Source organism: Mesorhizobium sp. LCM 4576 (assembly GCF_001854815.1).
Taxonomy (GTDB): Bacteria; Pseudomonadota; Alphaproteobacteria; order Rhizobiales; family Rhizobiaceae; genus Mesorhizobium; species Mesorhizobium plurifarium.
On the sequence record NZ_MDDT01000004.1, the window covers coordinates 192433 to 219314 of the forward strand.

Annotated in this window: 29 protein-coding genes and 1 pseudogene; 10 read left to right on the plus strand and 20 right to left on the minus strand. The window is 63.5% G+C overall.

Annotated features, from left to right (window positions below; all coding sequences use genetic code 11):
• Nucleotides 1–14: 14 nt before the first annotated feature.
• Together LCM4576_RS01125 and LCM4576_RS01130 are read left to right on the plus strand one after the other, a co-directional pair.
• Nucleotides 15–632: a uracil-DNA glycosylase family protein gene (locus LCM4576_RS01125; RefSeq protein ID WP_071029866.1), complete on the plus strand. Its 618-nt coding sequence runs from the start codon at nucleotides 15–17 to the stop codon at nucleotides 630–632.
• A gap of 107 nt (nucleotides 633–739) precedes the next feature.
• Nucleotides 740–1231, plus strand: coding sequence for an Lrp/AsnC family transcriptional regulator (locus tag LCM4576_RS01130; protein ID WP_006205209.1), 492 nt, complete (start codon nucleotides 740–742; stop codon nucleotides 1229–1231).
• 21 nt (nucleotides 1232–1252) lie between these two features.
• On the opposite strand, the gene LCM4576_RS01135 is transcribed toward LCM4576_RS01130, so the two are convergent.
• The 3 genes and pseudogenes from LCM4576_RS01135 to LCM4576_RS01145 form a co-directional block, all read right to left on the minus strand.
• Nucleotides 1253–1825, minus strand: coding sequence for a DUF3299 domain-containing protein (locus LCM4576_RS01135; protein ID WP_071029868.1), 573 nt, complete (start codon nucleotides 1823–1825; stop codon nucleotides 1253–1255).
• A gap of 64 nt (nucleotides 1826–1889) precedes the next feature.
• Nucleotides 1890–2468 (minus strand): GNAT family N-acetyltransferase, encoded by a 579-nt coding sequence (locus LCM4576_RS01140; RefSeq protein ID WP_083361273.1) that lies wholly within the window; start codon nucleotides 2466–2468, stop codon nucleotides 1890–1892.
• Nucleotides 2428–3046, minus strand: a pseudogene (locus tag LCM4576_RS01145) (DNA alkylation repair protein). The gene LCM4576_RS01140 and the pseudogene LCM4576_RS01145 overlap by 41 nt, the downstream one beginning before the upstream one ends.
• Here LCM4576_RS01145 and LCM4576_RS37060 point away from each other — a divergent pair.
• Nucleotides 2957–3142 carry a hypothetical protein gene (locus LCM4576_RS37060; protein WP_244508415.1) on the plus strand — a complete coding sequence of 62 codons (186 nt, stop codon included), beginning with the start codon at nucleotides 2957–2959 and terminating at the stop codon, nucleotides 3140–3142. The pseudogene LCM4576_RS01145 and the gene LCM4576_RS37060 overlap by 90 nt on opposite strands.
• Here the strand turns inward: LCM4576_RS37060 and LCM4576_RS01150 are convergent.
• From LCM4576_RS01150 to moaA, 10 genes are all read right to left on the minus strand, one after another.
• The gene (locus LCM4576_RS01150; protein WP_071029872.1) at nucleotides 3139–4008 is read right to left on the minus strand and encodes an NAD(P)-dependent oxidoreductase; all 870 of its coding nucleotides are present in this window, start codon (nucleotides 4006–4008) and stop codon (nucleotides 3139–3141) included. The two genes, LCM4576_RS37060 and LCM4576_RS01150, sit on opposite strands and share 4 nt — an antisense overlap.
• A 113-nt stretch (nucleotides 4009–4121) precedes the next feature.
• Nucleotides 4122–4946 (minus strand): ABC transporter permease, encoded by an 825-nt coding sequence (locus LCM4576_RS01155; protein ID WP_040982777.1) that lies wholly within the window; start codon nucleotides 4944–4946, stop codon nucleotides 4122–4124.
• Nucleotides 4943–5659 carry an ABC transporter permease gene (locus LCM4576_RS01160; protein WP_040982779.1) on the minus strand — a complete coding sequence of 239 codons (717 nt, stop codon included), beginning with the start codon at nucleotides 5657–5659 and terminating at the stop codon, nucleotides 4943–4945. The genes LCM4576_RS01155 and LCM4576_RS01160 overlap by 4 nt, the downstream gene beginning before the upstream one ends.
• Nucleotides 5660–5736: 77 nt before the next feature.
• Nucleotides 5737–6522 carry an ABC transporter substrate-binding protein gene (locus LCM4576_RS01165; RefSeq protein WP_071029874.1) on the minus strand — a complete coding sequence of 262 codons (786 nt, stop codon included), beginning with the start codon at nucleotides 6520–6522 and terminating at the stop codon, nucleotides 5737–5739.
• A gap of 151 nt (nucleotides 6523–6673) precedes the next feature.
• Complete coding sequence (gene mobB, locus LCM4576_RS01170) at nucleotides 6674–7189, minus strand: molybdopterin-guanine dinucleotide biosynthesis protein B (RefSeq protein ID WP_071029876.1); 516 nt, start codon at nucleotides 7187–7189, stop codon at nucleotides 6674–6676.
• A complete protein-coding gene (gene mobA, locus LCM4576_RS01175) occupies nucleotides 7186–7818 on the minus strand; it encodes a molybdenum cofactor guanylyltransferase MobA (RefSeq protein ID WP_071029878.1) in 633 nt (210 codons plus the stop codon). Before mobA ends, mobB begins: the two co-directional genes overlap by 4 nt.
• A 4-nt stretch (nucleotides 7819–7822) precedes the next feature.
• A complete protein-coding gene (locus LCM4576_RS01180; RefSeq protein ID WP_071029880.1) occupies nucleotides 7823–8743 on the minus strand; it encodes a DMT family transporter in 921 nt (306 codons plus the stop codon).
• A 123-nt stretch (nucleotides 8744–8866) separates the two neighbouring features.
• Entirely contained in the window at nucleotides 8867–9223 is a 357-nt protein-coding gene (locus LCM4576_RS01185) for a hypothetical protein (protein ID WP_071029882.1), read from the minus strand.
• Between the two features lie 87 nt (nucleotides 9224–9310).
• Nucleotides 9311–9817, minus strand: coding sequence for a hypothetical protein (locus tag LCM4576_RS01190; protein ID WP_071029885.1), 507 nt, complete (start codon nucleotides 9815–9817; stop codon nucleotides 9311–9313).
• A 53-nt stretch (nucleotides 9818–9870) separates the two neighbouring features.
• On the minus strand, nucleotides 9871–10866 hold the full coding sequence (gene moaA, locus LCM4576_RS01195; protein WP_071029886.1) for a GTP 3',8-cyclase MoaA: 996 nt from the start codon (nucleotides 10864–10866) through the stop codon (nucleotides 9871–9873).
• A 252-nt stretch (nucleotides 10867–11118) separates the two neighbouring features.
• On the opposite strand from moaA, the gene LCM4576_RS01200 reads away from it, so the two are divergent.
• A complete protein-coding gene (locus LCM4576_RS01200) occupies nucleotides 11119–11472 on the plus strand; it encodes a gamma-butyrobetaine hydroxylase-like domain-containing protein (protein ID WP_071029888.1) in 354 nt (117 codons plus the stop codon).
• 84 nt (nucleotides 11473–11556) lie between these two features.
• The gene (locus LCM4576_RS01205) at nucleotides 11557–12168 is read left to right on the plus strand and encodes a pyridoxamine 5'-phosphate oxidase family protein (protein WP_071029890.1); all 612 of its coding nucleotides are present in this window, start codon (nucleotides 11557–11559) and stop codon (nucleotides 12166–12168) included.
• A 12-nt stretch (nucleotides 12169–12180) separates the two neighbouring features.
• Here the strand turns inward: LCM4576_RS01205 and LCM4576_RS01210 are convergent, their stop codons facing one another.
• Nucleotides 12181–12633, minus strand: a complete 453-nt coding sequence (locus LCM4576_RS01210) for a MarR family winged helix-turn-helix transcriptional regulator (protein WP_040982799.1) — start codon at nucleotides 12631–12633, stop codon at nucleotides 12181–12183.
• 47 nt (nucleotides 12634–12680) lie between these two features.
• On the opposite strand from LCM4576_RS01210, the gene LCM4576_RS01215 reads away from it, so the two are divergent.
• On the plus strand, nucleotides 12681–13589 hold the full coding sequence (locus LCM4576_RS01215) for an alpha/beta hydrolase (RefSeq protein WP_071029891.1): 909 nt from the start codon (nucleotides 12681–12683) through the stop codon (nucleotides 13587–13589).
• Here LCM4576_RS01215 and plsY read toward each other — a convergent pair.
• From plsY to LCM4576_RS01230, 3 genes are all read right to left on the minus strand, one after another.
• On the minus strand, nucleotides 13586–14269 hold the full coding sequence (plsY, locus tag LCM4576_RS01220) for a glycerol-3-phosphate 1-O-acyltransferase PlsY (protein WP_071029893.1): 684 nt from the start codon (nucleotides 14267–14269) through the stop codon (nucleotides 13586–13588). The genes LCM4576_RS01215 and plsY overlap by 4 nt on opposite strands.
• Before the next feature lie 33 nt (nucleotides 14270–14302).
• A complete protein-coding gene (locus tag LCM4576_RS01225) occupies nucleotides 14303–14704 on the minus strand; it encodes a rhodanese-like domain-containing protein (protein ID WP_040982805.1) in 402 nt (133 codons plus the stop codon).
• A gap of 72 nt (nucleotides 14705–14776) precedes the next feature.
• Nucleotides 14777–15388, minus strand: a complete 612-nt coding sequence (locus tag LCM4576_RS01230; protein WP_041011715.1) for a TetR/AcrR family transcriptional regulator — start codon at nucleotides 15386–15388, stop codon at nucleotides 14777–14779.
• Between the two features lie 112 nt (nucleotides 15389–15500).
• Here LCM4576_RS01230 and LCM4576_RS01235 point away from each other — a divergent pair, with 112 nt between their 5' ends.
• The gene (locus LCM4576_RS01235) at nucleotides 15501–16247 is read left to right on the plus strand and encodes a 3-oxoacyl-ACP reductase family protein (RefSeq protein WP_071030127.1); all 747 of its coding nucleotides are present in this window, start codon (nucleotides 15501–15503) and stop codon (nucleotides 16245–16247) included.
• A gap of 219 nt (nucleotides 16248–16466) precedes the next feature.
• Nucleotides 16467–18353 carry a murein L,D-transpeptidase gene (locus tag LCM4576_RS01240; protein WP_071029896.1) on the plus strand — a complete coding sequence of 629 codons (1887 nt, stop codon included), beginning with the start codon at nucleotides 16467–16469 and terminating at the stop codon, nucleotides 18351–18353.
• Nucleotides 18354–18414: 61 nt separating this feature from the next.
• Here the strand turns inward: LCM4576_RS01240 and LCM4576_RS01245 are convergent, their stop codons facing one another.
• Together LCM4576_RS01245 and LCM4576_RS01250 are read right to left on the minus strand one after the other, a co-directional pair.
• The gene (locus tag LCM4576_RS01245) at nucleotides 18415–18894 is read right to left on the minus strand and encodes a hypothetical protein (RefSeq protein ID WP_040982811.1); all 480 of its coding nucleotides are present in this window, start codon (nucleotides 18892–18894) and stop codon (nucleotides 18415–18417) included.
• Nucleotides 18895–19080: 186 nt separating this feature from the next.
• Complete coding sequence (locus tag LCM4576_RS01250) at nucleotides 19081–19338, minus strand: PepSY domain-containing protein (RefSeq protein WP_041011713.1); 258 nt, start codon at nucleotides 19336–19338, stop codon at nucleotides 19081–19083.
• A gap of 419 nt (nucleotides 19339–19757) precedes the next feature.
• On the opposite strand from LCM4576_RS01250, the gene LCM4576_RS01255 reads away from it, so the two are divergent.
• A complete protein-coding gene (locus LCM4576_RS01255; RefSeq protein ID WP_071029899.1) occupies nucleotides 19758–21539 on the plus strand; it encodes an adenylate/guanylate cyclase domain-containing protein in 1782 nt (593 codons plus the stop codon).
• A gap of 118 nt (nucleotides 21540–21657) precedes the next feature.
• A complete protein-coding gene (locus LCM4576_RS01260) occupies nucleotides 21658–25884 on the plus strand; it encodes a cytochrome P450 (protein ID WP_071029901.1) in 4227 nt (1408 codons plus the stop codon).
• A 124-nt stretch (nucleotides 25885–26008) separates the two neighbouring features.
• On the opposite strand, the gene LCM4576_RS01265 is transcribed toward LCM4576_RS01260, so the two are convergent.
• Nucleotides 26009–26692, minus strand: coding sequence for a Crp/Fnr family transcriptional regulator (locus tag LCM4576_RS01265; RefSeq protein ID WP_071029903.1), 684 nt, complete (start codon nucleotides 26690–26692; stop codon nucleotides 26009–26011).
• Nucleotides 26693–26882 lie beyond the last annotated feature (190 nt).

Here is a 26882-nt window from a genome sequence, read left to right on the forward strand (position 1 = left end):
ATAATCCGCCCGATATGAGCCAAGCGCTGGAGCGCCTTACCGAAAGGGTGCGGGCCTGTCGTATTTGCATCGATGAGCCCCGTGGCCAGCCTTTGCCGCATGAGCCGCGGCCGGTGCTGCAGCCGTCCTCGACGGCGCGGATCCTGCTTGCCGGCCAGGCGCCGGGCACCAAGGTGCATCTGTCGGGCATGCCGTTCACCGATGCCTCGGGGGACCGGCTGAGAAACTGGCTCGGCGTCAGCGCGCAGGAATTCTACGACACGGAAAAGTTCGCCATCGTGCCGATGGGCTTTTGCTTTCCCGGCCAGGACGCCARGGGCGGCGACCTGCCGCCGCGCCGCGAATGCGCGCCCGCCTGGCGCTCGGACCTGATGGCGCTGATGCCCCAGATCGACCTGGTGCTGACCATCGGTGGTTATGCGCAGGCATGGCATATGGGCACGACACGCCTGCCGTCGCTGACCGAGACGGYCAGGAACTGGCGCGCCATATGGGATGGACCGTCCATTCCGAGAGTGCTGCCGCTGCCGCATCCGTCATGGCGAAACACCGGCTGGCTGAAGAAGAATCCCTGGTTTGAAATGGATTTGCTGCCCTTCCTGAGATCGGAAATCCGCTATCGCATCGATTAGGCATTCTGCAAGATATCACTCGCTTTTCGTGCCTTTGGCAGAATTTCTTTCTTGTTAAAGGCCTCGATAAAAGGGATTATGGCGAAACTATTCCCCTGGAGCTTCCCATGGATCGCCTCGACAGAAAAATTCTCCGCCTCCTGCAGGAGGACGCGACGCTCGCGGTCGCCGATGTCGCCAAGAAAGTCGGCTTGTCGACCACGCCGTGCTGGCGGCGCATCCAAAAGCTCGAGGAGGAGGGGGTCATCAAGCGGCGCGTCGCCATCCTCGACCATGAGAAGGTCAATGTGCGCGTCACCGTCTTCGTGTCGATCCGCACCAATTCGCACAGCCATGAATGGCTGCGGCGCTTCTCCGAGGTGATCCAGGAATTCCCTGAGGTGGTCGAGTTCTACCGCATGAGCGGCGACGTCGATTACCTGCTGCGCGTGGTGGTGCCCGATATCGCCGCCTACGATGCATTCTATAAGCGGCTGATCGCCAAGATCGAGATCCGCGACGTCTCGTCGTCCTTCGCCATGGAGCAGATCAAGTACACGACGGAAATCCCGCTCGACTACATGGTGCTGGACAAGGAATCGGGCGCGAACGCGGCATGACACTGGTTGCGCCGACCGGCCTTAATTCTTCTTTTTGTTGAGGAAATTCCACGGCGAGTTGACCGGCAGCGTGACCGCGTCCGGCACGCTGTCGACGCTCGTCACCTCGGCCTTGCGCACGGTGTATCCGGACTGGACGATCGAGACGCCGTCGAGGATGAAGAGCTGRCTTTTCTCCATGCCGGGCTGCAGCACGCCGGTGGCGGCGACCGGCTCATAAGCCTCTTTCATCTTGTAGGGATGCGCCGGCGTCACCAGCACGATCTGGTTCGGCGGCGGCGTCGGCATATGGCTGCAGGCGCCGGTCCACGGCACCAGCAGGAATTGGTAGACGAGGTCACCCTCGCGGTCGACCGGCAGTGCATAGCCGRCTAGTTGTATCGTCTTGTCCCGCAGATCGAACGACAAGGTCTCGCCGTGGTCGGGCAGTTTTGCCGCGATCATCGGCAGGTTCGCGTCCTCGGCTATCGCTTGCGTGGCCGGACGGAGATCCTTCCAGAAGATATGCGCGACATCGGCCGAGGCATGGGTTCCCGAGGCAACGAGCAGGAGCACCGCCGCCAACGTCGCGCATGATCTGAAACGCTTGTTCATGGTCGCTCCATCCTCCGCGAGTGGATTTGCGGAATCGAGTAAAAGCATCRTGACCGGTCAGGGCTCAACGGTTCAGCCGCATGACATGCCGGCGCGTGCCGGCGGTTCCGGTCTCTTGGAAGCCTCGCGCGACGAACATGTCGCGAAAACCCATGAAGCGATAGCTGGGTGCTGYCTCGTGGACGGGATAGGCCTCGACGATGTGCGCGCCTTTGGCGAAGGCATGGTCGATCGCCGCATCGAGCAAGGCGGAAGCCAGCCCGCCGCCGCGCAAGGCCCTCGGCACGTAGAAGCAGACGATCGACCAGATGCCGGTCTCGGAGTCGTCCTGCTGCTTTGAAAGTCTTCGGTAGGTTTCGCGCGGCGCGACCGAGCACCAGCCGACCGGTCCCCCGTCCAACTCGGCGAGGATGCCCACGGGAGTGTCGGCATCGATCAGCGCCATCATCATGCGTTTCTTCTCGTCGTTCTCAATGTGCTCGCGGCTGGAATGGCGCCAGGCCATGCACCAGCAATATTTCGGAGCGCCGGGCTGCTCGAACAGCGATTCGAAACGACCGCGCGTTTCTTGCGTCACCTCGACAAAACGGAGGCCGGAAAGGTCAGGTTTTTGCGGCTGCGAGCCTTGCGAGCTGTTTGGCATCCGTCAGTTCCTTCACCGCATCCTTGCCGATCCAGCGCGCCGTCCTGTCCGACGATGCCGCCAGTTTTTCCGCCAGCGCAAGGGCAGGGGCGTGCAGGCTCATCGACCGCTTGCCGATCTGCCGCAGCGCCCAATTCACCGCCTTGCGGACGAAATTACGCGGGTCGCCGGCATGTTTCTCGATCAGCAGCAGATAGGCAAGGAAGGTCGCGTCCGGTTCCTTCTTGAGATGCACCGCGCTCCAGGCAAGCATGGCAAAGGCGGTGCGGCGGACGAATTCGCGGTCGTCTTCGGCGAACTCGTCGACCAGTTCGCGCCAGAACGGCGTTTCGGCGAACAGGTCGGCGACAGTGTCGACGATCTCCCAGCTGTCGAAATCGGCGGCCCAGCGCCGGCATTGACCGATGTCGAGCTTCTTCGGCTCGCCCGTGAAGGCGGCCATCAGCCGCGCCTCGCGAATGCCGCTCTTCCACAGCAGCAGCGCGTTCATGGTTCTTCCTGACCTTGCGCGCCAGCGGCCGCAATTCGGAATTGCCGATGCCAAGCGCGGTCGCGGTGTTGATGCCGAAGCGCGCCATGCCGGTCAGGTTTTCCGCCACACCGATCGAGCGCAGATGAGCGACGATGTCGTCGGCGCTCCAGGTCGGATCGGGCAGGGGCATTGCGACGCCTAGCGCTCCAGGCGCGCCAGCAGCGAGGACGTGTCCCAGCGCTTGCCGCCCATGTCCTGCACATCCTTGTAGAACTGGTCGATCAGCGCGGTCACCGGCAGCTTGGCGCCGTTGCGGTTGGCCTCCGCCAGGCAGATGCCGAGGTCCTTGCGCATCCAGTCGACGGCGAAGCCGAAATCATATTTGCCGGCATTCATCGTTTTGTGGCGGTTTTCCATCTGCCAGGAGCCGGCTGCCCCCTTCGAGATCACCTCGACCACCTTCTCGATATCGAGGCCTGCCTTCTTGCCGAAATGAATGCCCTCGGCCAGTCCCTGGACGAGGCCGGCAATGGCGATCTGGTTGATCATTTTCGTCAGCTGRCCGGCGCCGGTCGAGCCCATCAGGCCGATCATGCGGGCGTAGGCGTCAATGACGGGCCGCGCCTTGTCAAAGGCGGCCTCATCGCCGCCGACCATGACGGTCARCACGCCGTTCTCGGCGCCGGCCTGGCCGCCGGACACCGGCGCGTCGAGAAAGGAGAAGCCCGCCTGGCGCGCCGCTTCGTCAAGCTCGCGCGCCACCTCGGCCGAGGCGGTGGTGTTGTCGATGAAGACGGAACCCTTCTTCATGGCCGCGAAGGCGCCGTTCGGGCCGGTCGTCACCGAACGCAGATCATCGTCATTGCCGACGCAGGAGAAGACGAAGTCCTTGCCCTCGGCAGCCTCTGCCGGCGTCAGCGCCAGTTTGCCGCCATGCTGGGCCACCCACTGCTCGGCCTTTGCCTTGGTGCGGTTATAGACGGTGACGTCATGCCCGCCCTTGTTCCTGAGGTGCCCGGCCATCGGATAGCCCATGACGCCAAGACCGAGAAATGCAACCGATGCCATAAGCCTGCCTTCCAACAAAACACGGTTTCCAGTGGCCGAAGGTCTAGGYCATGCGAAAAATTCGTCAAGGCACGCAGCGCCGCATCGACTGGTGCAGGCCTGAACGGTTTGATCTAGCGATGCAAATGGACGGTGATCCGGCGCTCGATCCATTCGACGCCGTGGCGCAGGATCTCGACCATCACCAGATAGACGATCGCCACCCAGATATAGGCCTGGATGTCGAAGGATTTCGCGTAGGCGAGCTTGGCGTTGCCCATCAGATCGTAGACGGTGATGATGGCGACGATCGCCGAGGCCTTGATCATCAGGATGAGCTCGTTGCCGTAGGGCCTGAGCGCGACGATGATCGCCTGCGGCAGCACCACCTTGCGCAACGTCTGCAATTTGTGCAGGCCGAGCGAGGCCGCACCTTCCCATTGGCCGCGCGGCACACTTTCGATGGCGCCGCGCAGGATTTCCGCCTGGTAGGCGGCGGTGTTGAGCGAAAAAGCAAAGACGCCGCAATAGAAGGCTTCACGGAAAAACCACCACAGCCCGACCGTCTCAAGCTCCGGCCGGAACGAGCCGATGCCGTAATAGACCAGGTAGGTCTGCACGAGCAGCGGCGTGCCGCGGAAGAAATAGACGTAGCAATAGGCAAGCCCGGACAGGATCGGGTCCTTGGACATGCGGCCATAGGCGACCGGAAGCGACAGGATGGCGCCGAGGACCATGGAGATCGCCACCAGCGACAGGGTGGTTCCCAAGCCTTGAAGATAGGCCGGCGCGTATCTGGCGAAGAACTCGGGATTCCAGGCGTAGACCAGGTAGGCCACGATGCCGGCGCCGAAGAGAATCCAGATGCCGACCAGCGCATAGCCGAGGATGCGGGCTCGCGGCCAGCCGCGCGCTTGCGGCGGCGGCTTGTCGATGGCGATAGCCTGGCTGACGCTCATCGCGCTTCCCTCCGCCCGAGGTAGCGCAGGATGTAGCTCGTGGCGATCGACGACAGGACGGCCAGCGCCAGGAAGATCAGCGCCGCGACGCTGTAGAACAGGAAGGAATGCTTGGTGACGCGCGCCGCGACGCCGGACTGGCGCAATGTCTCGGCGAGGTTGACCACTGAGACCAGCGAAGTGTCCTTGAGCAGGCTCAGCCAGCAATTCTCGAGACCCGGAAAAGCGATGCGTATCAGCTGCGGCAGGATCACCAGCCGCATCGTCTGCCATTTCGACAGGCCAATGGCGTAGCCTCCCTCATATTGGCCTTTCGGAATGGCGCGGAACGCGGAGAGGAAGACCTCGCTGGCGTAGGAGGAGAAGATCAGCGCCAGCACGATCATGCCGGCGACGAAGCTGTTGACGTCGATGGTGGCATCCGGATTGAACAGCCGCACGACATACTGCAACAGAAGCGGCATGCCGAAAAAAAACAGGAACAGCGTCACCAGTTCGGGCAGGCCGCGAAAGACCGTGGTGTAGATGTTGCCGGCGAGCCTGAGCGACGGCTCTTCGTGCTGCTTGGCGAAAGCGACGAAGAACCCGATCACCAGGCCGATCGGCAATGTGGCGAGCGCCAGTGCAATGGTGACCAGAACGCCAGACGCAATGTCGTCACTCCAGCCGTCCGGTCCCCAGCTGAGAAGCGTCCAAATGCTTTGGGCCGGCATTGACGGGTCGTGTCTCCGTGGCGATCCCGGGAGAAGAGAAGGGCGGCGAGGGATGCCTCACCGCCCTGGCTAACTTATCAGGATTCGGCGCCGTAGACGTCGAACTTGAAGTACTTGTCGTTGATTTCCTTGTATTTTCCGTTCTTGCGGATGGCGTCGATCGCGGCATTCAGCTTGTTGACCAGATCGGTCTCGCCCTTGYGCACGGCAATGCCGGCGCCCGGTCCGAAGATTTCGACCGGCTGCGGCGAGGGCTGGCCGAGGATCTTGCAGCAGGCGCCGTCCGGCGAATCCAGCCATTGCTGCAGCACGACGATGTCGTCCTCGATGGCATCGAGACGGCCATTGGYGAGGTCGGCTTGCTCCTCTGGGCTGCTCGGATAGCCCTTGATGGTGCTGTCCGTGTAGGTCTTGGAAGCGTAGTTGTAGTGCGTGGTCGTGGTGGCGACGCCGATGTTCTTGCCGGCGAGGTCTTCCTTGGTCACGCCCTTGAGCGGCGAATCCTTCGGCACGGCGATGGCCGAGGGGGTGTTGTAATATTTGTGGGTGAAGTCGACCTTTTCCTGGCGCTMGGGCGTGATCGACATCGAGGCGACGATGGCGTCGAACTTGCCGGCTTGGAGCGCCGGGATGATGCCGTCCCAGTCCTGCGCGACAAAGGTGCACTTCACCTTCATCTCGTCGCAAAGAGCCTTGGCGATATCGATGTYGAAGCCGACCAGTTGGCCGTCCGAGGTCAGGTTGTTGAAGGGCGGGTACGCGCCTTCGGTGCCGATCCTCAGGGTCTTTTCCTGAGCCTGGGCGACGCCAAGTGTCAGCAGCGCGGCCGAAGCGGCAAGCGCGATACGCAGTGCAATACGCATGATAATCCTCTCATATTGTCATGGCCGCTGTCCCGTGCGGCTCTTGTGGGCGGAGCTTCTTTACCGCCCGCTGGGGCGGATACTCCCACTCTTTCCAAGAAAAAAGCAACTGCAAATCAACGGCAAACGACAATCAGGATGTGCCGTTGCGTTACTTGGTTCGAGCAACGAGACCTGTGCTGCGCTCGACAAAGTCGGCTATCGATTTGGTGTCGTCGAGGTCGAAAACCGGCAGGTCTTCGCCTTCGACTGTAAAGTCGGCGGCGACCGCGACGATGTTGGGATCGTTCGCCGACAGCGGCGTCCGATCCTTGGCTTCGAGCCGCCTTGCCTCGATCTTCTTGTGCGCTTCGCGCTTGTAGCCTTCGACCAGCAYGATGTCCGAGGGCGACAGCCGCGCCAGGATGTCGTCCAGCGTCGGTTCGTCCTCGCTCCGCAATTCGTGCATCAGCGCCCAGCGCCGGCCGGAAACGATGGCAACCTCCGTGGCGCCCGCCTGCCGATGGCGGAAAGAGTCGGCGCCCGGCTTGTCGATGTCGAAGTCATGGTGGGCGTGCTTCACCGTCGAAACCGTCCAGCCGCGCGCCACCAGCTCGGTGACGAGCTTTTCCGTCAGGGTCGTCTTGCCGGAGTTCTTCCAGCCGGTGATGCCGAATACGCGTCTCATAGCCTGAGGATTTGCAACAGACGTTCCGCCGCCGCAAGGTCGTCCGGTGTGTTGACGTTGAAGAACGGGTCGATCTTCTGGTTGCCGGCCGCGATCATGGGGAACTCCACCTCGACATGGCCCTGGCGCTCCATGAAGGCCGAAACCCGCCGGTTGTCCTCGTCGACCAGGAAATGACGCAAGGCGTCGCGCAGGCCGAGCGGCCAGAGCGCGAAGGTCGGATGCCATCTGCCGTCCGAACTGGCGACGGCGATCGCGCCAGGCCGATCGCGGGCTGCGGCGGCGAGGCGCTCGACGAGGTCGTCGGGGAAGAACGGCGTGTCGCCGGCGGCGCTCATCAGCCAAAGACAGCCTGGTTGCTTCGCCGCCCATTCGAGGCCGGCGAGGACGCCTGCCAGTGGTCCGGCATGGCCGGGGACCGTGTCTTCGATCACCGGCAGGCCCATGGCGGCAAATCGCGCCGGATCGCCGTTCGCATTGAGCGCCACGGTCGCGATCTGTGGCTTCAATCGCGCCGCGACATGATCGATCAGCCTGGCTTTGCCCAATGGAAGCAATGGCTTGTCGCCGCCGCCCATCCGGCGCGACTGGCCTCCCGCCAGAATGATCCCCGCGACATTTCGGTCCATCGGCCTATATGCCATCCGGCGCCATGCCGGGTCCAGCGCTTTCAGCGGCAGGTTGCTGTCTGYCGACGACGCGCTCGCGGTAGAGCGCATAGAGGCCCGAGCCGATGATGATGGCGGCGCCGGCGATCATGGGCGGGTCGGGGACGTCGCCGAAAATGACGAGGCCGAGCAGGATCGACCAGAGCAGGGCGGTGTAGCGGAAAGGCGCGATGAAGGAGATGTCGCCCGAGCGCATCGCCATGATGATGAACTGATAGCCGATGAGCACCAGCACCGCCGCGAGCGCCAGAAGCGCGGTCGCCCGGCCGCTCATCGGCGTCCAACCGCCCATCGGCGACAAGAGCAGCGCGCCCAGCACGGTCATGGCGAGCGCGGTCGCCGTCGACACCAGAAGCGTCGGGATCGATTCCGGAATGCGCTTGGTGGAGAGGTCGCGCACCGCGCAGCAGGCGACGCTGGCCAGTGCAACCAGTGAATAGACGCTGAACCCTTCGAAACCCGGCCGTACGATGATCAACACGCCGACGAAGCCGGCGGCAATCGCGGTCCAGCGTCGCCAGCCGACTCCTTCGTCGAACACCAGGGCCGCGCCCATGGTAACCGCCAGCGGCAGCGCCTGCATGACGGCGGAGACATTGCCGATCGGCAGATGCGCAAGCGCGATCAGGAACGACACCGTGGCGCCGGCCTCGCCGGCGACACGCATGGCCACCATCGGCTGCAGCATCGCGGCCGGATTGGCAAGCGCGCCGCGCCGCCAGGCGAGCAGGCCGACGAAGAGGGTCGCAAAGACGCCGCGCACCAGCATGACCTGCGCCATGTTCATCGACTCGGAGGAGAGTTTGGTGATCGCGTCGTTCAAGGTGAAGCCGACCATGGCCACGATCATGAACAGCGCGCCGCGCAGATTTGGCGAGAGGGGCAAAGGCGTTTCCGGATTCTATTTGGACCGAACCTGTAGCAGGCCGGCGGAAACAGCAACGCCAAAAGAAATGGGCCACGAATTTCCGCGCGGCCCATGAGATCGATTTGCCGAAGTCCCGAAGACTTACTTCGGCGTCAGCACTTCGGTGCCGTTGCCGTTCTGGCCGGYGATGGTCCATAGCCYGTGCAGGGAGCCGTCCTTCTCGATCTTGTAGACGACGAGGCCGACTTCCTTGCCCATCGCGTAGCCGGCGGAAAACGCATTGTCGTTACGCATGCAGATGYCGTCCGAGGTCGAGCCGCCGGTCTCCCAGTGGATCGTGCAGGTCGTGTCGCTGGTCAGCGTGATCGTTGCCTCGCCGCCATATTTGGAGCCGTCGAAATTGGTGCCGGCGACGGTGTAGGTGCCGCCGATCGACTGAGCCGCGGCCGGCATGGAAGCAATCCCAAGCATTGCGAGTGAAAGCATGAATGTGCGCATGTGCACYCCCCCTAGAGCGAAAATCGCGCTCGAAGGCTAGGCCGGAAAAGGCCGGCGGTAAATCGAGCGGAGGATGGCGTGGAGGGTTTATTTCGAGTGTGCCCCGGAGGCCTCGTGCAGGCTGCCGGCAATGGCGCCGACCAGCGGGTCGTATTTCGCCTTGAGCGCCGCGGGATACTCGATGGAGACGCTGTGGATGACGTCCTCCTTGCCGAACACGGACCGCCGGTAGAAGATCTTGTCGCCCTTCGTACCCGACAGGACCGCCCAGTTCTTACCGGTCTTGGAGTAAGTGACTTTTTCCCCTGGCCCCGGGCTGGCTTTTTCGTTCTCGACGAGGCTCTTGGGCGTGTCGTCGAGTGCATTGTAGCCGCCGTAACAGGCCACACTGGCGCCGTCGGCGCTTTGCCATTCAAGGCCGTCGCCGTTTTCCGGCTCGGGCATGCGCTTGCTGAAAATCTGGTCCGGGAAAGTGCACACGGTGCCGAACCGCGCGTTGACATAGGTGAACGGCTTGGCCAGCGCCGTTGTCGTCAAGTTCGTCGGAAAGAACAGGAGTGCGGAAAACAAGCCGATGCGACGAAGATGCTGCATGATACCCCCCGGTCGATGACCAAAGGTGATCCTGCACCAAATCGTGGAAAAAATCAGCCGCCGGTGACGCTCATATGCCGCGACACCGAAGGACGGCTGGTGCGGCGGTCGATGATGAAATCATGGCCCTTGGGCTTGCGGCCGATGGCCTCGTCGATGGCCGCGTCGAGCAGCTCGTTGCCTTCGGAGGCGCGCAACGGTGCCCTGAGATCCGCGGCGTCCTCCTGGCCGAGGCACATATAGAGCGTGCCGGTGCAGGTCAGCCGCACGCGGTTGCAGCTTTCGCAGAAATTATGCGTCATCGGCGTGATGAAGCCGAGCCGGCCGCCGGTCTCCGAGACATGGACATAACGGGCAGGGCCGCCGGTCTTGTAAGGGATGTCGGAGAGCGTGAACTGGCGCTCAAGCGAGGCGCGCAGCAGCGACAACGGCAGATACTGGTCGGTGCGATCGGCGTCGATCTCGCCCATCGGCATGGTCTCGATGAGGGTGAGGTCCATGCCGCGGCCATGCGCCCAGCGCATCATCTCGGGGACCTCGGCGTCGTTGAAGTCGCGCAGCGCGACCGCATTGAGCTTGATCTTCAGCCCCGCCTTCTGCGCGGCGTCGATGCCTTCCATAACCTTGCCGAGATTGCCCCAGCGCGTGATCTGGTGGAATTTTTCGGCATCCAACGTATCGAGCGAGACATTGATGCGTTTGACGCCGCAATCGGCGAGCTCGGCGGCAAAGCGTGACAGCTGCGAGCCGTTGGTGGTCAGCGTCAATTCGTCCAGCGCGCCGCTCGCCAGATGCCGCGACAGCTGGCGCACCAGATGCATGATGTTCTTGCGCACCAGCGGCTCCCCGCCRGTCAGCCTGAGCTTCTTCACGCCCTTCTCGATGAAAAYGGTGCAGAGCCGGTCAAGCTCTTCCAGCGACAGCAGATCCTTCTTCGGCAGGAAGGTCATGTCCTCGGCCATGCAATAGGTGCAGCGAAAGTCGCAGCGGTCGGTGACCGATACGCGCAGATAGCTGACGGTGCGACCGAAGGGGTCGATCATGTCCATTGCAAGCGTTTCCCGTGGCCTGAGCGGCGTCGTTATATACGGCTATGTGATACGATCCAGTGCCGCATTCAAGATAGAAGGTCTTGATCTTTGGTAACATTCCCCTACCGACATCGCGTGTCGGCTGCTTCCTAATGATCCTTTTCGGATCGCGTGAAGCGGCGTAGGGAAGGGCGCAACCAGAGCATGATGCCGAAAAGTGTGAAGCGGTTTTCGGACGACATCRTGCTCCGTCTCTAGACAGGACCAGCCATGACCGCGCCGAAGGAACTAAGGGTCTCGAAGGACCGCAAGCTCTTGACCGTGACCTTTCCCGGCCACCAACCCTTCGAATTGCCGGCGGAGCTCCTGCGTGTTGCCTCGCCATCGGCGGAGGTGCAGRGCCATTCGCCGGAGCAGCGGGTGACGGTCCCCGGCAAGCGCAATGTCGCGATCCTCAAGATCGAGCCGATCGGCAATTATGCGGTGCGCATCACCTTCGACGATTTCCACGACACCGGCATCTTCACCTGGAACTATCTGCATACGCTCGGCCACGAAAAGGACGAGCGTTGGAACGCCTATCTTGCCGAGTTGGCCGAGAAGGGGCTGARCCGGGACCGTTAGCCTGGCATCGCAATCCAATGTCAGCTGTCGTCAAGGCGTCATGGACATGGCGTAGCGCCGGCAAAAAGTCAGGAGGCGAAGAAGATGTCGCGCATCACATCCGTCGAACAGCTCGAGGCCCTCTACGGGCTGCCGGGCGAAGCTTCGGTCGTCAAGGAACTCGACCATGTGATTCCCGAATATGCCGCCTTCATCGAGGCCTCGCCCTTCGTGGCGCTGGCGACAAGCGGGCCCGAGGGGCTCGACTGCTCGCCGCGCGGCGATCTCGCCGGCTTCGTGCGCATCGTCGACGACAAGACGCTGATGATGCCGGACAGGCGCGGCAACAACCGCGCCGATTCGCTGAAGAACATCATTCGCGATCCGCGCGTCGGGATGCTGTTCCTGGTGCCGGGCTCCGGCACCACGCTGCGCATCAACGGCCGCGCGCATATCACGACCGATGCCGGGCTTTGCGCGTCCTTCATGGTTGACGGCAAGCCGGCCCRCTCGGTCACTGTCATCGATGTCGACACGGTCTATTTCCAGTGCGCCCGCGCCATCGTGCGCTCGGACCTCTGGARCCCGGCCAGGCATGTCGACCCGAAGTCGCTGCCGACGCCCGGCCAGATCCTCGAGGTCACCAGCCGCAAGAATATCGACGGCCAGAAGTACGACCAGGAATGGCCGGAGAGAGCGAAGAAGACGATGTGGTGATTGGAAGCCGGCTCAGGCTTCCTTCAGCACGTCGGCGATCTTGCGCATCTGCTCGCCGATCATGTCGCATTGTTCCGGCGTCGACTGGCTCATCGCCTTCTCGATCAGCGCCATGTGAACCTTCAGCGCCTTCATCAGCAGGGCCTCGCCCGCCTCGGTGAGGTTGAGCCGCAGCACCCGCTTGTCCTTCTCGTCGCCCTCGCGYCGCACCAGCCCGCGCGTCTCGAGCTGCGGCAACAGCATGGTGACGTTGGAGCGGCCGACCAGGAGCTTGCGGGCGAGGTCGTGCTGCGACATGCCGGGGTGGCGGTAGAGGTTCATCAGCACGTCGAGCTGCGCCGGCTTGAGGTCGAGCGGGGCGAGCTTCACCGCCAGCGTGCGCTCCAGCACATGGCAGGCGCGCGCCACCGCAACCCAGTTGCGAAAGCGCGGATTATCCCAGGGCAGCTCTTGCTTAATGTTCATGTTTGAACTATTATGTTCATGCTTGAACGAATGGATGGACTGCCAATATGGCATCATTTGGAATGAAGGTCATCCGGGGCGTTTTCGGCGCGGCCGAGCATGTTGCGCCGCGTCTTAGCGGCCGCGCCGCGTTCGAATTGTTTTGCCGCACACCAAGCGTCAAGGCCTTGAGCGACGGCGAACGGCGGGCTGTCGAGCGGGCCTCAGCTTTCATGGCCGAGGCGCGCCATCACCGGCTGAAGACCAGGACGGACTGTGTCGCCGTGCACGAATTCCGCCCGGAGCCGGGCAGGGAGGCGCGCGGCACCGTGCTCGTCATCCATGGCTGGCGCTCGCGCACCGAATATATGCGTGCCTTGATCGAAGGGTTTCGCGGCGCCGGCTACAAGGTCGTCTCGCTCGACCTGCCCGGACATGGCCACTCGCTCGGCCGCCACCTCAACATGGTGAACGCGGTGGACGCGGCGCGCGTCGCAGGCGAATGGTTCGGTCCCTTTGCGGCGATAGTCGGCCACTCCTTCGGCGGCGCGATCGCCGCCAATGCGGTTGCGGCGTCGGTCAAGGGCATGCCGCCGCTCAAGGCGCAGAAGCTCGTGCTGATTGCCGCGCCGAGTTCCCTGCCTGCGATCTTCGACGATTTCAGCGACATGATGAATGTCGGGCCGCGTTCCCGCGTCGCCATGGCGGACAGGGTGAAGCACCTTTCCGGGYGGCCGCTCAGCGAGTTCACCGGCGATCGCCAGCTTGCGGAGGCGCCGGTGCCGACGCTGATCATTCACGCGCCGGACGATCGCGAAGTTCATGCCGACCATGCGAAGCGTTACGCGGGCGCCGGCAAGCATGTCCACCTGCACTGGGCCGACGGGCTTGGCCACCGCCGCATCCTCGCCGACAGGGATGTCGTCGCGCGCGCGGTGGGGTTCGTGGCGGAGCAGCAGGAAGCGACCTTGCACTAGGGCCGTGCCGCGCCCTGTCCCGGGCTGCCATGACCTAGGCGGGGCTCCGTTCCGGCCAGCAGCCGCTGGATGTTGGYGCGATGGCGCAGGATCACATAGAGGCTGCCCGCGATCACCAGCAAGCGATAGGGCAATGGCTGCTCCAGCCCGCAGACCAGCGCGACAGCCGTCAGTGCCGCCAGCATCGAGCTGAGGGAAACGATCCGGAAAAGAGCGAGCGAGGCCACAAATGTAGCCGCAGCGCCCAGTCCTACAGGCCAGGACATTGCCAGCAGCACGCCCAATCCTGTCGCTGCGGATTTTCCGCCCGTGAAATTTAGCCAGATCGACCGGCCATGCCCGAGCAATACGGCAAGTCCGGCCAGGCATACGGCCCAAGGCACCCAGATTTGCAGTTCAAGCGCCGTCGGCGGCGTGGYGGACGATATCGCGTAAAACCACGGATAAAACCAGCGAACAAAGACGATCGCCGCCGCGCCTTTCAGCACATCGACCAGCAGCACCGCCAGCGCAGGCCATTTGCCCAAGGTTCTGAGCACATTGGTCGCGCCGGTCGATCTAGAGCCATGCTCGCGTATGTCGATGCCCTTGAGCAGTCTGCCGGCCAGATAGCCGGAGGGCGTCGAACCGAGGAGATAGGCGACCGCCAATCCAACTGCGCTCGCTATCCAGAAAACCATCGGGTCGATTCCAAGTGTTGCGGAAGACTGTAATCAGTCAGCCTTCTTTTTCTGCCCCGGCTCCACGGGCAGGCCGGCCGCCTTCCAGGCGGTGTAACCGCCGAGAATGTGCTTGACCGGCGTCAGGCCCATGTCCTGCGCCGTCTTGGTGGCTAAAGCCGAGCGCCAGCCGCCGGCGCAGAAGAAGACGAAGGTCTTACCGCTGGCGAAGAACGGCTTGTGATAGGGGCTTTCAGGATCAATCCAGAATTCCAGCATGCCGCGCGTCACATGCTTGGCACCGGGAATCTTGCCGTCGCGCTCGACCTCGCGCGGATCGCGCAGATCGACGAAGATCGTCGCGTCATCCTCCAGCAGCCCCGCGGCCTCCTCCGGCGACACGACCTCGATCTCGGCATTCGCCTCGTCGAGAAGCTGGCGATACCCTTTCTTCACGGCAAATCCTCCCGGCCGCGCTTGCGTCGGCCGCCGAAATTTCGATCACAAAGCCTGGCGTTTGTCACGGGGTCAGGTGTTGGCCCCGGCCATCGTCGTCCACGCCGCCATGGCTCCGGCAACGGTCGCCATGAGGGCGGCATGGGTTGCGCCGTCTCGCGCCTGGATCGACATACCATGCTGTACAGTGGCGAAGAAGGTGGCCGCGGCCTGGCAGTCGAAGTCGGCAGGCAGTTCGCCTTCAGCCGCTGCCCGCTCCAGACGTCTCTCAAGCGCGGTCTGATTTTCGGCCCGGCGGCGGCGCAGATCCTGGCAGATCAGCCCTTGCGTCGAATCCTGATGCAGGGCTCCGAGCGCGATGAGGCAACCTTGYGGTCGGTCGGTCTGTGAATAGGCCCGGGCGGTCTGGGTTAAGAACCCCTCGATCGCGAGCCGCGCGGTCGGGGCTTCTTCCAGCGTCGACCATATATCGGTGCCTTCGCTGCGCGTGTAGAGATCGGTCGCCTCGAGGAAGAGCGCTTCCTTGCTGCCGAAGGCGGCATAGAGGCTGGGCGAATTGATGCCCATGGCCGCGGTCAGGTCGCTGAGCGATGCGCCCTCATAGCCCTTGGCCCAGAAAACCTCCATGGCCCGACGCAAGGCGGATGCTCGATCAAAGCTGCGCGGGCGGCCTCTTTCCGACATGGTGTCCTTCTGTTGGATTCTTTTCTGTGTTGATCGATACATAATTCGCTTGACGGCATCCGGCAAGCTTGGCAGCTATTTATGTATCGATCATTACATAAAGGAGAAATCGATGCCTTCAAACCAGTTGCGCGGCAAGGCCGCATTGGTAACGGGCGGCAGCCGAGGCATCGGCGCGGCCATCGCGAAAAGACTCGCACGTGACGGCGCGAGCGTCGCTTTGRCCTATGTGAACGGCGAGGCGCAGGCGCGCATCGTGGTCGAGGAGATCGAGGCGGCCGGTGGGCGCRCTATYGCCATCAAGRCCGACGGGCGCGATGCCCAGGCGATCGAAAGCGCCGTCGATCGGGCGATGGATGCGTTCGGGCGGCTCGACATCCTGGTCAACAGCGCCGGCATCTGGCGCGCCGCGCCGATCGACGTCTTGTCGCTCGCCGATTTCGACGAGAGCATGGAGGTCAATCTGAGAGCGCCTTTCGTCGCCTCCAAGGTCGCCGCGCGGCATATGGCGGATGGCGGCAGGATCATCTCGATCGGCAGCAATCTGGCTGAGCGCGTGACGGATACGGGCCTCAGCGCCTATTCGACCAGCAAGGCGGCGCTGATCGGACTGACGAAGGCTTTGGCGCGCGACCTCGGTTCGCGCGGCATCACCGCCAACATTGTTCATCCGGGCTCCACCGACACCGACATGAATCCCTCCAACGGGCCACATGCGGAGCACCAGCGCCGGAAGATGGCGACGCCGCGCTTCGGCGAAGCCGAGGAGATCGCGGGAATGGTGGCGTGGTTGGCGAGCCCTGAAGGACGCTTCGTCACGGGGGCATCTCTGACCATCGATGKCGGCGCCAACGCCTGATTGTTTTCGACAGCTTTGCGAACACGTGGGGCCCGGAGCAATCGCCGCTCTGGGTCTCACGATGATGTGAAACCGTTCTGCAACACGGCTCCGGAAATTTATGGAAGCTTAACGAAATCAGTATGAATCGGTATAGTCGCGTCATACATCCGCCATGCGGAGGGCGGGACCGTCTAGCGGCGCGGAACGGGAACCGGTTTCAACCGGTGCGGGTGAAGCATGAAAATCCTCGGGAACAAAAAAGCCGTCCTGCCGATCGCGGTCGCGGCGACGCTTGCCCTCGGGCAGCAGCCGGCAAGTGCGCAAGGGCTGTTCGACATGCTGTTCGGCGGCGGCATCCGGCACAACCCGCAAGGCGAATTTCCGCCGCCGCCGAAGCCACGCAAGATACGGCCGGCAGCGCCCGCCGGAGAGGGCGGTGGCCGCGTCAGAATCAGCAGCCCGACCTACAACACCTACCGGGCCGACAAGCTCGTGCGGGTCGATTTCAAATCGCTGCTGCCGGCGCCGCAACCGGCGACCGCGCAGGACGCCGCCTTTGTCCCTTCGGTGACGAGCAACAGCTTCCGTGATGCCGTCGCAGGCTTGAGCGACTACGAGCTGTTTGCCGAGCCGGATATCGCCAAGGCGCTGGTCGCTTATTATTCGGCCAATCCGGATTTCATCTGGGTGAGCGACAATGCCCCTAACAGCCGGGCGCAGGATGCGGTGCGCGTCCTGGGCGAGGCGGCAAGCTACGGCCTGACGCCGGCCGACTATTCGGTCRACGTTCCAGCGGCCGCGACTTCCGCCACACCGGAAGAGCGGACCAAGGAACTGGTGCGCTTCGAGATGGCGCTGTCGGCGCGCGTGCTGCGCTATGCGCAAGACGCCCAGAGCGGCCGCGTCGATCCCAACCGGATGACCGGTTACTACGACTTCCCGGCCAAGTCCTTCGATCTGGAAGGCGCGCTGAAGACGCTGGCGCATACTCAGGAAGTCCGCACCTATCTGGAATCGCGGCATCCGCAGAATGCCGAATACCAGGCGCTGCGAGTCGAGTTGGAGGCGCTCGAGGCTAGCGAGGAAAACGAGATTGTCGTCGATCCGAAGTTGCTGCTTAAGCCTGGCGAGAGCAGCCCCGAATTGCCGAAGTTGTTGACGCTGATTTCGCGCAATCTCGACGATGAGATGGGCGGCAATTACGGCGAGGTGCTCGCCAGGTTGGGCAAGAGCGAGCTCTACGATCCCGAGCTGGTGCCGGTGATCAAGGCCGTGCAGCAGCGCGCCGGCATGAAKGGCGATGGCGTCATCGGCCCGCGCACGGTGGCTTCGCTGGCCGGCACGTCGAAGGCCGACAAGATCGAGAAGGTCAAGGTGGCGCTCGAGGAACTGCGCTGGATGCCGTCGGATCTCGGCAGCCCGCGCGTCTTCATCAACCAGCCCGCCTTCACCGCCAGCTATATCGACAATGGCGAGGAGAAGCTGAAGACCCGCGCGGTCATCGGCCGGGTCACCAACCAGACCGCCTTCTTCTACAACCAGATCAAGCAGGTCGACTTCCATCCGTATTGGGGCGTGCCGCAGTCGATCATCGTCAACGAGATGCTGCCAAGGCTGCGCAGCGATCCGGGCTATCTCGATCGCGCCGGCTATGAGGTGACGGATTCGCGCGRCAAGCGCATCCCGTCGGCGGCGGTCGATTGGGGTGCCTATGGTGCTAACATTCCGTTCAGCGTGCGTCAGCAGCCGAGCGAGGCCAATGCCTTGGGCGAATTGAAGATTCTCTTCCCCAACAAGCATGCCATCTACATGCACGACACGCCGCAGAAGTCGTTCTTCGCGCGCGACATGCGCGCGCTCAGCCATGGCTGCGTCCGGTTGCAGGATCCGCGCGGCATGGCCGCCGCTGTGCTCGGCACCACGGTCGACGACATCGCCGAGAAGCTGAAGCATGGCCATTCGACCGAGAATGTCACGCGGGTCATCCCGGTCTATGTCGCCTATTTCACCGCATGGCCGGACATGTCGGGCAAGGTCGAGTATTTCGACGATGTCTATGACCGCGATTCCAAGCTGATGCAGGCGCTGGACGCGACCGAAGCGGTGCGTACGCCGTCAAGCTGAGCTTTTACTCTCAAGCAATTCCGGACGGACGGCCACGGCGAAGACGCCGAGCCCGACCGCTTCACACTTTTCCTGGAATTGCTTTGATCAACGGCCGGCGGAAGCCGGCGTCGCGCCCGGCGATCAGCCAGTAGATCAGGCCGGCCACCAGGCCGGCGCCGGCGACGATGCCCATGTCGGCCCAGCGTTCCGGGTCATCGGCGGCATCGGGCCAGATCAGCATGAAACCGGCAGCCGCGGCGGCGGCGCCGAAGACCATATGCAGCCAGAAACTTCGCAGCGAGAAGAACTCGGCGATCAAGGCAAAGACCAGCGTCTGCATACCCGTCAGGATGATCGTCAGGAAATAGACGAACATACCGAGGGGCGGCACCACCAGCACGGCGACCGGCGTGAGTTCCATAAGCCCGAAATAAGCTGGCGCGTTGGGTAGCGAACTCAGTATCGCGTAGATCACCACCACGGCGATCAATCCGACGAGCACAGCGACCAGATAGCCGACAAGCACCATCAGGATGCGTTTCAGGACGTAGCCGATCATTGCCATGCACCCCCGCGCCCGCAATCACGGCGGGCAGTCAGCCACCAAAGTTTTATCGATGCAAGTGTGGTCCGTCGCGCCGGGTTTTCGTGCGGCAAAGGAGTGTTAAGCRCCAAAGCACAGAGGTAGGACACCGGCGGGCAGCGGCTTAAATGCTTTGGYAGGCTTGGCGGACGGCGAGGCAGCCTATTTTGGTTCGCCGGTCACGGGGTCGTAGGTGATTTGGACCTTGGCCTTGTCCGTGGTGTAGTAGGTGATGGTGTAGCCATCGCTATCCCAATCGACCTCCTTCACATAGCGGAAGTCGGTGCGGCGCTCGACCTTGGCGACGATCTCCGAGAGTTTCTTGGCATTCTGTGGGGGTAGTGCCTTGTCGTCCGCCCCGAAGGCCGGTCCGCCGGCCAGGAGGACCGCGATACCGGTCGCCAAAACAACAGCGCGCATGAGAGCCCTCAAATCTCGTGTTGGCAGATGCGGTCAGAAACTCGCACCTGGGCAGGTTGGTTCCGCCACGTAAGAACAACGCTTCCCGAAGCGTTCGCCTCGACGCGGCCAATCGATGTCCGCCGGTAATCAGTTCAGCGACCGCTTGGCGCGAAAGGCCGTTTAATTTCAAAGGATAGAGGCGTTGTCTGCAGATATCRCTCGATGTAACGAACGACTAACCATGCGCCGGATGGGAAGTTTGTCATATTAGCTGTTCGTAGTAGAGCTTTCGGCAAGACCCTGATAGAGTTCTGGTCATAACAGGGTGGCAATGGCGCGCCGGACCTGCCGGGGGGTATCCATCGGCGGACGGCGACGCGTTTCTTTTGAGCGCAGGTCGCCTGTTCTGGATTGAAAGCGGGACTGGGGGCTCGATCATGGCTGAACGGAATTATACCCGTCAGCTTGCGACAATCATTTCGATCGACGCCGTAGGATTCTCGCGACTGATGGGCATCGACGACGAGCTCGCCGTCGCCGCCTTCGAGGAGAGGCGAGACATCATTGCCGACAGTTGCGGCGCCTTTGGCGGGCGCACGTTCGGCGATGCCGGCGACAGCATCATGGCCGAATTCGGCACCCCGATCGAAGCCCTGCGGGCGGCCTTCGATTTCCAGGGCCGGATCGTGGCGCTGAATGCGGCGGTCGCCGAGGACATGCGCATGCCGTTTCGCGCCGGGATCAACACCGGCGACGTCATCGTCCGGGAAGGCCGGCTCTACGGCGACGACGTGAACATCGCAGCCCGGCTCCAGGAATTCGCGCCGCATGATGGCGTCGCYATCTCGGCGACGACATGGCACCACGTGAAGGACAAGACGTCGGCCGTCTTCACCGATCTCGGCGAATTCAGCCTGAAGAACATCGCCCTGCCGGTGCAGGTCCTGATCGCCGGCCGCGGCGGCAACGGCCCCGCCGCGGCGGCTTCCTTCGCTTCCATCCCCGCCACGCCTGGCCATTACAGGCCGATCGCCAAGGGTCCGCCTGCAATCGCCGTGCTGCCGTTCCATGGCAACGGGGGCGAACCCGATGTCGGCTATATGGCCGACGGCATCGCCGAGGACATCATATACGGGCTTTCCAACACGCGTTGGCTTTCGGTCATCGCCAAGGGCTCCAGCTTCCAGTTTCGCGACGACAGCCTGGGCACGAGGCTCATTGGCAATGCGCTCGGCGCGCRCTACATCGTCAGCGGCACGCTGGCGCGCTCCGACAGGCAGATCCGCCTCAATACGTCGCTCACCGACACCTCGAACGGACGCCTGGTCTGGTCGCAACGCTTCGACCGCGATCTCGTCGACATCTTCAGCCTGCGCGACCAGATCGGGAGTGAGATCGTTTCCATCCTCGACAAGGAGGTCGATCGCGCCGAGCAGGCGCGCACGTTCCAGGTGCCGTGGGAAAGCCTCGAAACCTGGCAACTGGTCAGGCGCGGCCGCTGGCACATGAACAGGCGCACCCGCCGCGACACCGACATCGCCCTCGACTTCTTCGACAGAGCCTACCGGGACGATCCGAATTCGAGCGCCGTGCTGAACGAGCTCGCATGGTGGTATTTCTGGCGGGCATGGCTGCGTTTCGGCGACAGCGACGATCTCGAGAAGGTCGAGGCGCTCGCGCGCAAGGCGCTGCTGATGGACAGCCTCGATGCGCGCCCGCATGCCTATCTCGGGGCAGCCGACATCATGCGCGGCCTGCCGGCACTGGCGGCCGAGCACCTTGCAGAGGCGATCCACATCAATCCGAGCTTTGCCTTCGCCCGCTCGGCCATGGGCAGCGCGCACCTTTTGCTTGGCGATGCAACCGGCGCGATCCCCTTCTTCCTCGATACCGAGCGGTTGAGCCCGTTCGACCTCTATCGCTTCCACAATCTGGGAGAACTGGCCGCGGCCTATTGCTTCGTCGAGGACTGGCCGGCCGCGATCRCCACCGCCGAGCGCTCGCTCAACCTGTCGCCAGGTTACTTCTACGCCAGGTTCCTGAAGATAGGCGCGCTGATGAGAAGCGGCCGGTGCGACGAGGCGGCGCGCGAGCTTGCGATTTTCATGACCAGGCACCCGGATTTTTCCGAGCAGAGAATACGCTGGATACCGTTCGTGGACCCGGCCAAGAACAATTTCCTGATCGGCAATTTCGATCTGGCCAAGTCCGCCGCATAATCGCCGGGGCCGACGACAAATGACTGTGAGCGAATTCACATACGCCGGGCCGATGCAAACCTAGGCCAGAACAATGCCGGCATCGCATTGACGTGGACAGCCGGGGGGCTTGAACGCGATGATCACTTTGAAATACTTCGCCGCCGTCCGCGCCGCTCAGAAGAGCCAGCGTYCGGTCGTCGAGATGCCGCCTTTCGACATCAACCGCCTGCGTTCCAAGGACGGCATTGCTTCCCGTATTGCCGGCTTTCTTCTGGGCGATCCGCGCTGGCTGCTGTCGCTGCTGCGCCGTTTCTGGCCCAATCTCGGCTTCGGCAATTTCCTGCTCGTCACCAAGGGCGCGGATGTACGCGACATATTGGAGCGGGGCGATGAGTTCGAGACGCCCTACGGACCGGAAATGGCAGAGCTGGCGCGGGGCTCGAATTTCATTCTCGGCATGCAGGACGGCGCCGCGTACCGGCAGATGAAATCGGYGGTGCTGAGCGCGTTCCCGCCGGCGGAAGTCGAAGCCGCCGTCAGGCCGATCGCCGAGCGCCATTCGCGCGACATCATGACCCGCGCCAGCCCCGGCTTCGACGCCATCGCCGGGTTGATGAAGATCGTGCCGGTGCGCATCTGCCGCGATTATTTCGGCCTTGAGATCGACGATGAAACCGAATTCGCCGACTGGTCGATCGCGCTCAGCGCGCTGTTCTTCTCCGACCCGACGGCAAACCCCACCACGCGCCAGCTTGCGGTGGTCGGCGGCGATCGCTTGWTCAAGGTCATAGATCGCTCGATCGCCGCGATCAGGGAAAGGGCGGGCAAGGACGACCGGCCGCTGGCCCGCCTCGTCGCGTTGATGGACCAGGGGCGCCTGTCGCTGCCCGACATCCATTCCATCATGCTCGGCATGGTCGCCGGCTTCGTGCCGACCAACGTGCTTGCCGGCAGCAATTGCCTGGATGTGATCCTGTCGCGGACCGATGCGCGGCAAGCCGTCGATCAGGCAGTCGCGGCCGGCGATACCGRCAAGCTCGACCGGGCGGTCATGGAGGCCATGCGCTTCAAACCGATCTGGATCGGGCCATGGCGCTACACCAGGCGTGACGCGGTCATCGGCAAGGGCACGCGCCGCGAGCGCCTGGTCAAGGCCGGAACGGTGGTGATRCCGGCGACGCTGTCAGCCATGTTCGATCCGGAGATCGTCCAGCGGCCGAACGAGTTCGATACGTCGCGCCCGCATCGCGACTACATGGTGTTCGGCTACGGCATCCATCTGTGCATCGGCGCCGAGATCGCCCGCATCCAGATCGGCGAATGCATCCGCRCCCTGTTCAGCAAACCGAAGCTGACCCGCGCGCGGGGCAGGGCCGGCAAGATGGTCAATGTCGGTGCCTATCCGRCAAGCCTCAAGGTCGATTTCGAGCGCTCGCCGCTTTGCCGCACCGCCGATCAGTCGATGGTGACGGTGGTCTGCCCRTTCACCCGACCGATCCCGCTCGATGCGGTGCGCGACAAGGTCGCGGATCTCGGCAATCCGGCGATCGGCGAGCTTAGCGCCGCGCTGGACAAGGTCGGCACCATTCATTTCACCAGCCTGGCCGTTGTTCCGACCGGCAAGGACGGAAAAACGGGGACCGAGACCGGCGCGCTGGTGCTCGAAATCTCGGGCGATGGCAGCACCGACGAGGTCATCGCCGCCGTCGCGCAATCGATCGGTCACCGGTTGCGGCCGATCTTCAGGGATGTCTGCGGCCTTCCGGACGGCGGGCCGCTGGAGGACTTCCTGAAGAGGAACCATATCGACATATCGCCCTCCTTCGGCAGCACCGCCGGGCTGGTTTTCTCAGGCACGCCGGGRCATTCCGTGCGGCGGATCCTGGCCGAGGCCAGGCTCGCCGACAGCGTGCGCGAGATCGTCGAGAAGCCGCGCGCGGGCAACGGCAATGCGATGGACGTGCTTGCCGAGGCGCGCCGGCATGTCCGCTGCCTCGGGCAATTCGGCTGGGCGTTCGAGCCCGCCGAAAGCCTGCTGGAAAGGCCGCCGGGCCACTGGGCGCGCGCGTTGACGACGACATTGCTCACCCCGGCGATGTTCGCCACGGTGGCGATCGTCGTTCTTGCCTTTTGGCGCATGACCTATGTGCTGGTGTTCGGCAATCCGCATGGCGTCACCTTCGCCAACATCGCGATCGCCGGGGCCGCGCTTCTGCTTTCGGTGCTCGGTCTGCTGGCCATTCTGCTCCTGTTCGTCGGCCTTTGTTTCCTGGCGCTGCGGCGGCTCGAGGACAAGGACCGGCCGGCGAACACCCCGGTCGATATAGGCGCGCTCGAAAAGATCCTTGCCAGGGAGGATCACACCGCGCAGAACAACCTGACGGCGATCTCGACGATGAAGCCGGGGATCTTGCGGCGGCTGGCGCTGCGRCTCACCTTCTATCTGATCTCGATATCGGCGCAGAAAGTATTCCGTCCGGGTTTCCTCGCCACCATCAACACCATTCATTTCGCCCRCTGGGTGCTGTTGCCCGGCACCGACAGGCTGGTGTTCTTCTCCAACTACGGCGGCAGCTGGGAAAGCTATCTCGAGGATTTCATCGCCAAGGCCTCGGCCGGCCTGACCGGCGTATGGAGCAACACCGAAGGCTATCCGCGCACGCGCTGGCTGTTCCTCGACGGCGCGCGCGACGGTGACCGTTTCAAGCGCTGGGCGCGGCGCCAGCAGGTGCCGACGCTGTTCTGGTACAGCGCCTATCCGCATCTCAACACCACGCGCATACGCATCAACTCCAGGATCAGGCGCGRCATCGCTTCGGCCACCGGCAACGAGGCGCGCGACTGGCTAAGTCTGTTCGGCTCCCTGCAGCGCCCGCAAGCGCGCCCGGCGGACACGACCAGCTTATCCGAACCGGCGTTCGCGCCGCTCGAAGAGCTGGAATCCGGGGAGATCCAGTCGATCTTCTTCGGACCATTCGGTGCGCTCGGTCATGCGCATATGCTTGCGATCGAGGTGCCGGACGGTTTGCCGGCAACCAAGCGCAAGGCGTGGCTCGATTTCGTCATCAACAAGACCAGCTTCGGCGACGGCGTGCCCGCCGGCCGCGCCATGACGGTGGCGTTTGGCCCGAACGGCCTGCGCCGGCTCGGGCTTCACGGCGGCGTCGACGACGAGCCGTTGGATACGTTCCCGGTCGCTTTCCGCCAAGGCATGGGAACGCCCGAGCGCAGCCGCATCCTCAACGATACCGGTCCCGACGCTCCCGACAAATGGCAATGGGGCTCGCCTAAGAATCCTGTCGACCTCGTCATCGTCTGCTACGCCGAGACGCCAGCCACGTTGAAAGCCGAGATCGCGGCCATGAAGCGACAGACGACGGGCGCCGGCATGTCCGTGACCGCCGAACTGCCGCTGCTGGTGAAGCGCGACGGCAAGCGGGCGGTCGAGCATTTCGGTTTCGTCGACGGCGTCTCGCAGCCGATCGTTCGGGGCACGGCGCGCGCCGCCAAGGGAGCCGCGCCCATGCATCTGGTCGCGCCCGGCGAGTTCCTGTTCGGCTACCGTGACGAGCATGGCTTCTACCCGGCTTCGCCATCGGTCGAGGCGGCGCTGGATCGCACCGGTATCCTGTCGCAGGTGCGGCGCAACCGCCAGATTCCGGGGCAGCCGCCGCCGCCGCGCGATTTCGGCCGCAACGGCACCTTCCTCGTCGTGCGCCAGTTCCAGCAGCATGTCGAATTGTTCGACGATTATTGCCGGCAGGCCGCCGTTCAGGCCGCCGGCGAGACCGGTGATGCGGCCATCACGCCGCGCTGGGTGGCGGCAAAGATGCTCGGCCGCTGGCAGGACGGCAGCTCGCYGGTGCGCAATCCGAACGGGCGTCCGGGCCGTGGCATCGACAATGATTTCGCGCTCGGCGCCGAAGACCCGCAAGGGCACKCCTGTCCGCTCGGCTCTCACATACGCCGTTCCAACCCCCGCGATTCGCTCGGCGAGGACCGCGACACGCAGATCAGGATCGGCAAGCGCCACCGCATCCTGCGAGTCGGCCGCACCTATGAGAAGAAGGGCAGGGGCGGAAAGACAGAGAAGGGCCTGCTCTTCATGTGCCTCAATGCCGATATCGAACGCCAATACGAGTTCATCCAGCAGACATGGGTGTCCTCGAACTCGTTCCAGGGCCTTGTGGGCGAAACGGATCCGACGATTGGCGCGCGAGGCGGCGGCGGCCGGTTCTCGATCCCTTCCTGGGAAAAGGTCACCGTGCTCAAGGATGTACCGCAGTTCGTCACCACGAAGGGCGGCGGCTATTTCTTCATGCCGAGCCGCTCGGCGCTGCGCTATCTGATCTCGCGGCTTTGACCGGGCGCTGAAGCTGTTCGATGCTTCTTGGATGTGGCGAACCGATCGAGCTGGGGCGAAGCAACTGGGCCAGCTGCGGCGAAACCGCCAAGCCAGTCACGGCGAAACCGCCGCGCTGGATCGCTCAGTCGTCGTCCTGCGATTCGGCGATCTGGTTCAGCGCGGCGAGGTTGGTGATGCGCAACCCGCCGCGCTTGATGGCGATCATCTGCCGGTTGCGCCAGTCGTTCAGCGTCTTGTTGACGGATTCGCGCGTCGCGCCGAGGAACTCGCCGAGCTCCGACTGCGAAATCGGAATCCAGCCGGCGGTGTCGGCCATGACGCCGCTCAGGAACACCAGCCGTTTTGCCAGCCTGGCTTCGATGCCGAAAAAGGCCTGGTCGCCCAGCTCGCCGCTGACCCAGCGCAGTCTTGCGCACAGCAACTCGATCATCGCGCGTGCAAGAGGCGGGTTTTTCTCAATGCGGTCAAAGAGTTGTGTCCGGCTCAGCGAAACCAGCTCGCAGGCGGTGAGGCAGATGGCGGTCGCCGTGCGCGGGCGCCCGTCGAGCGCTCCGATCTCCCCGACGAGGCTGCGCGACAGCTCGATATTGGCCACCAGCTTCTGCCCGCCCGGCGAATAGATCGAAATCTCGACGGTGCCGCTCATCACGCCGTAGATGCGGTCGGACGCATCCTCCTGGACGAACAAATGCTGGCCGGCGGCATAGCGCYCCAGCTTGCACCCCGCGAACAGCAGGTCGAACTGGCGCGGGTCGATGCGCGCCAGGCGCGGCAGGTTCCTGTCGTCCGCGCCGTTTGTAGCCATGATACGATTCCGCCTCTCGTTAAGCGGAAATTGTAGGATAAGTGCGTGCTCGATCAAAGCGTTGTCTCCTTCTATGGTGGCTGACCGAATTCGGCAGGTGACGGACAGAAGGTCCGATGTCACGCCCGACACGCCGAAATCGGACAAGCCGGCAAACTGTAAGGAGACCGGGCGCACTGGCGGTTGCGGG

What these genes read in the sequence shown, in the direction of transcription:
- LCM4576_RS01130 (WP_006205209.1), top strand. Translation starts at nt 740, where the DNA reads ATGGATCGCCTCGACAGAAAAATTCTCCGCCTCCTGCAGGAGGACGCG.
- LCM4576_RS37060 (WP_244508415.1), top strand. Translation starts at nt 2,957, where the DNA reads ATGGTTCTTCCTGACCTTGCGCGCCAGCGGCCGCAATTCGGAATTGCC.
- LCM4576_RS01155 (WP_040982777.1), bottom strand. Translation starts at nt 4,946, where the DNA reads ATGAGCGTCAGCCAGGCTATCGCCATCGACAAGCCGCCGCCGCAAGCG.
- LCM4576_RS01160 (WP_040982779.1), bottom strand. Translation starts at nt 5,659, where the DNA reads ATGCCGGCCCAAAGCATTTGGACGCTTCTCAGCTGGGGACCGGACGGC.
- mobA (WP_071029878.1), bottom strand. Translation starts at nt 7,818, where the DNA reads ATGGACCGAAATGTCGCGGGGATCATTCTGGCGGGAGGCCAGTCGCGC.
- LCM4576_RS01190 (WP_071029885.1), bottom strand. Translation starts at nt 9,817, where the DNA reads ATGCAGCATCTTCGTCGCATCGGCTTGTTTTCCGCACTCCTGTTCTTT.
- LCM4576_RS01245 (WP_040982811.1), bottom strand. Translation starts at nt 18,894, where the DNA reads ATGATCGGCTACGTCCTGAAACGCATCCTGATGGTGCTTGTCGGCTAT.
- LCM4576_RS01250 (WP_041011713.1), bottom strand. Translation starts at nt 19,338, where the DNA reads ATGCGCGCTGTTGTTTTGGCGACCGGTATCGCGGTCCTCCTGGCCGGC.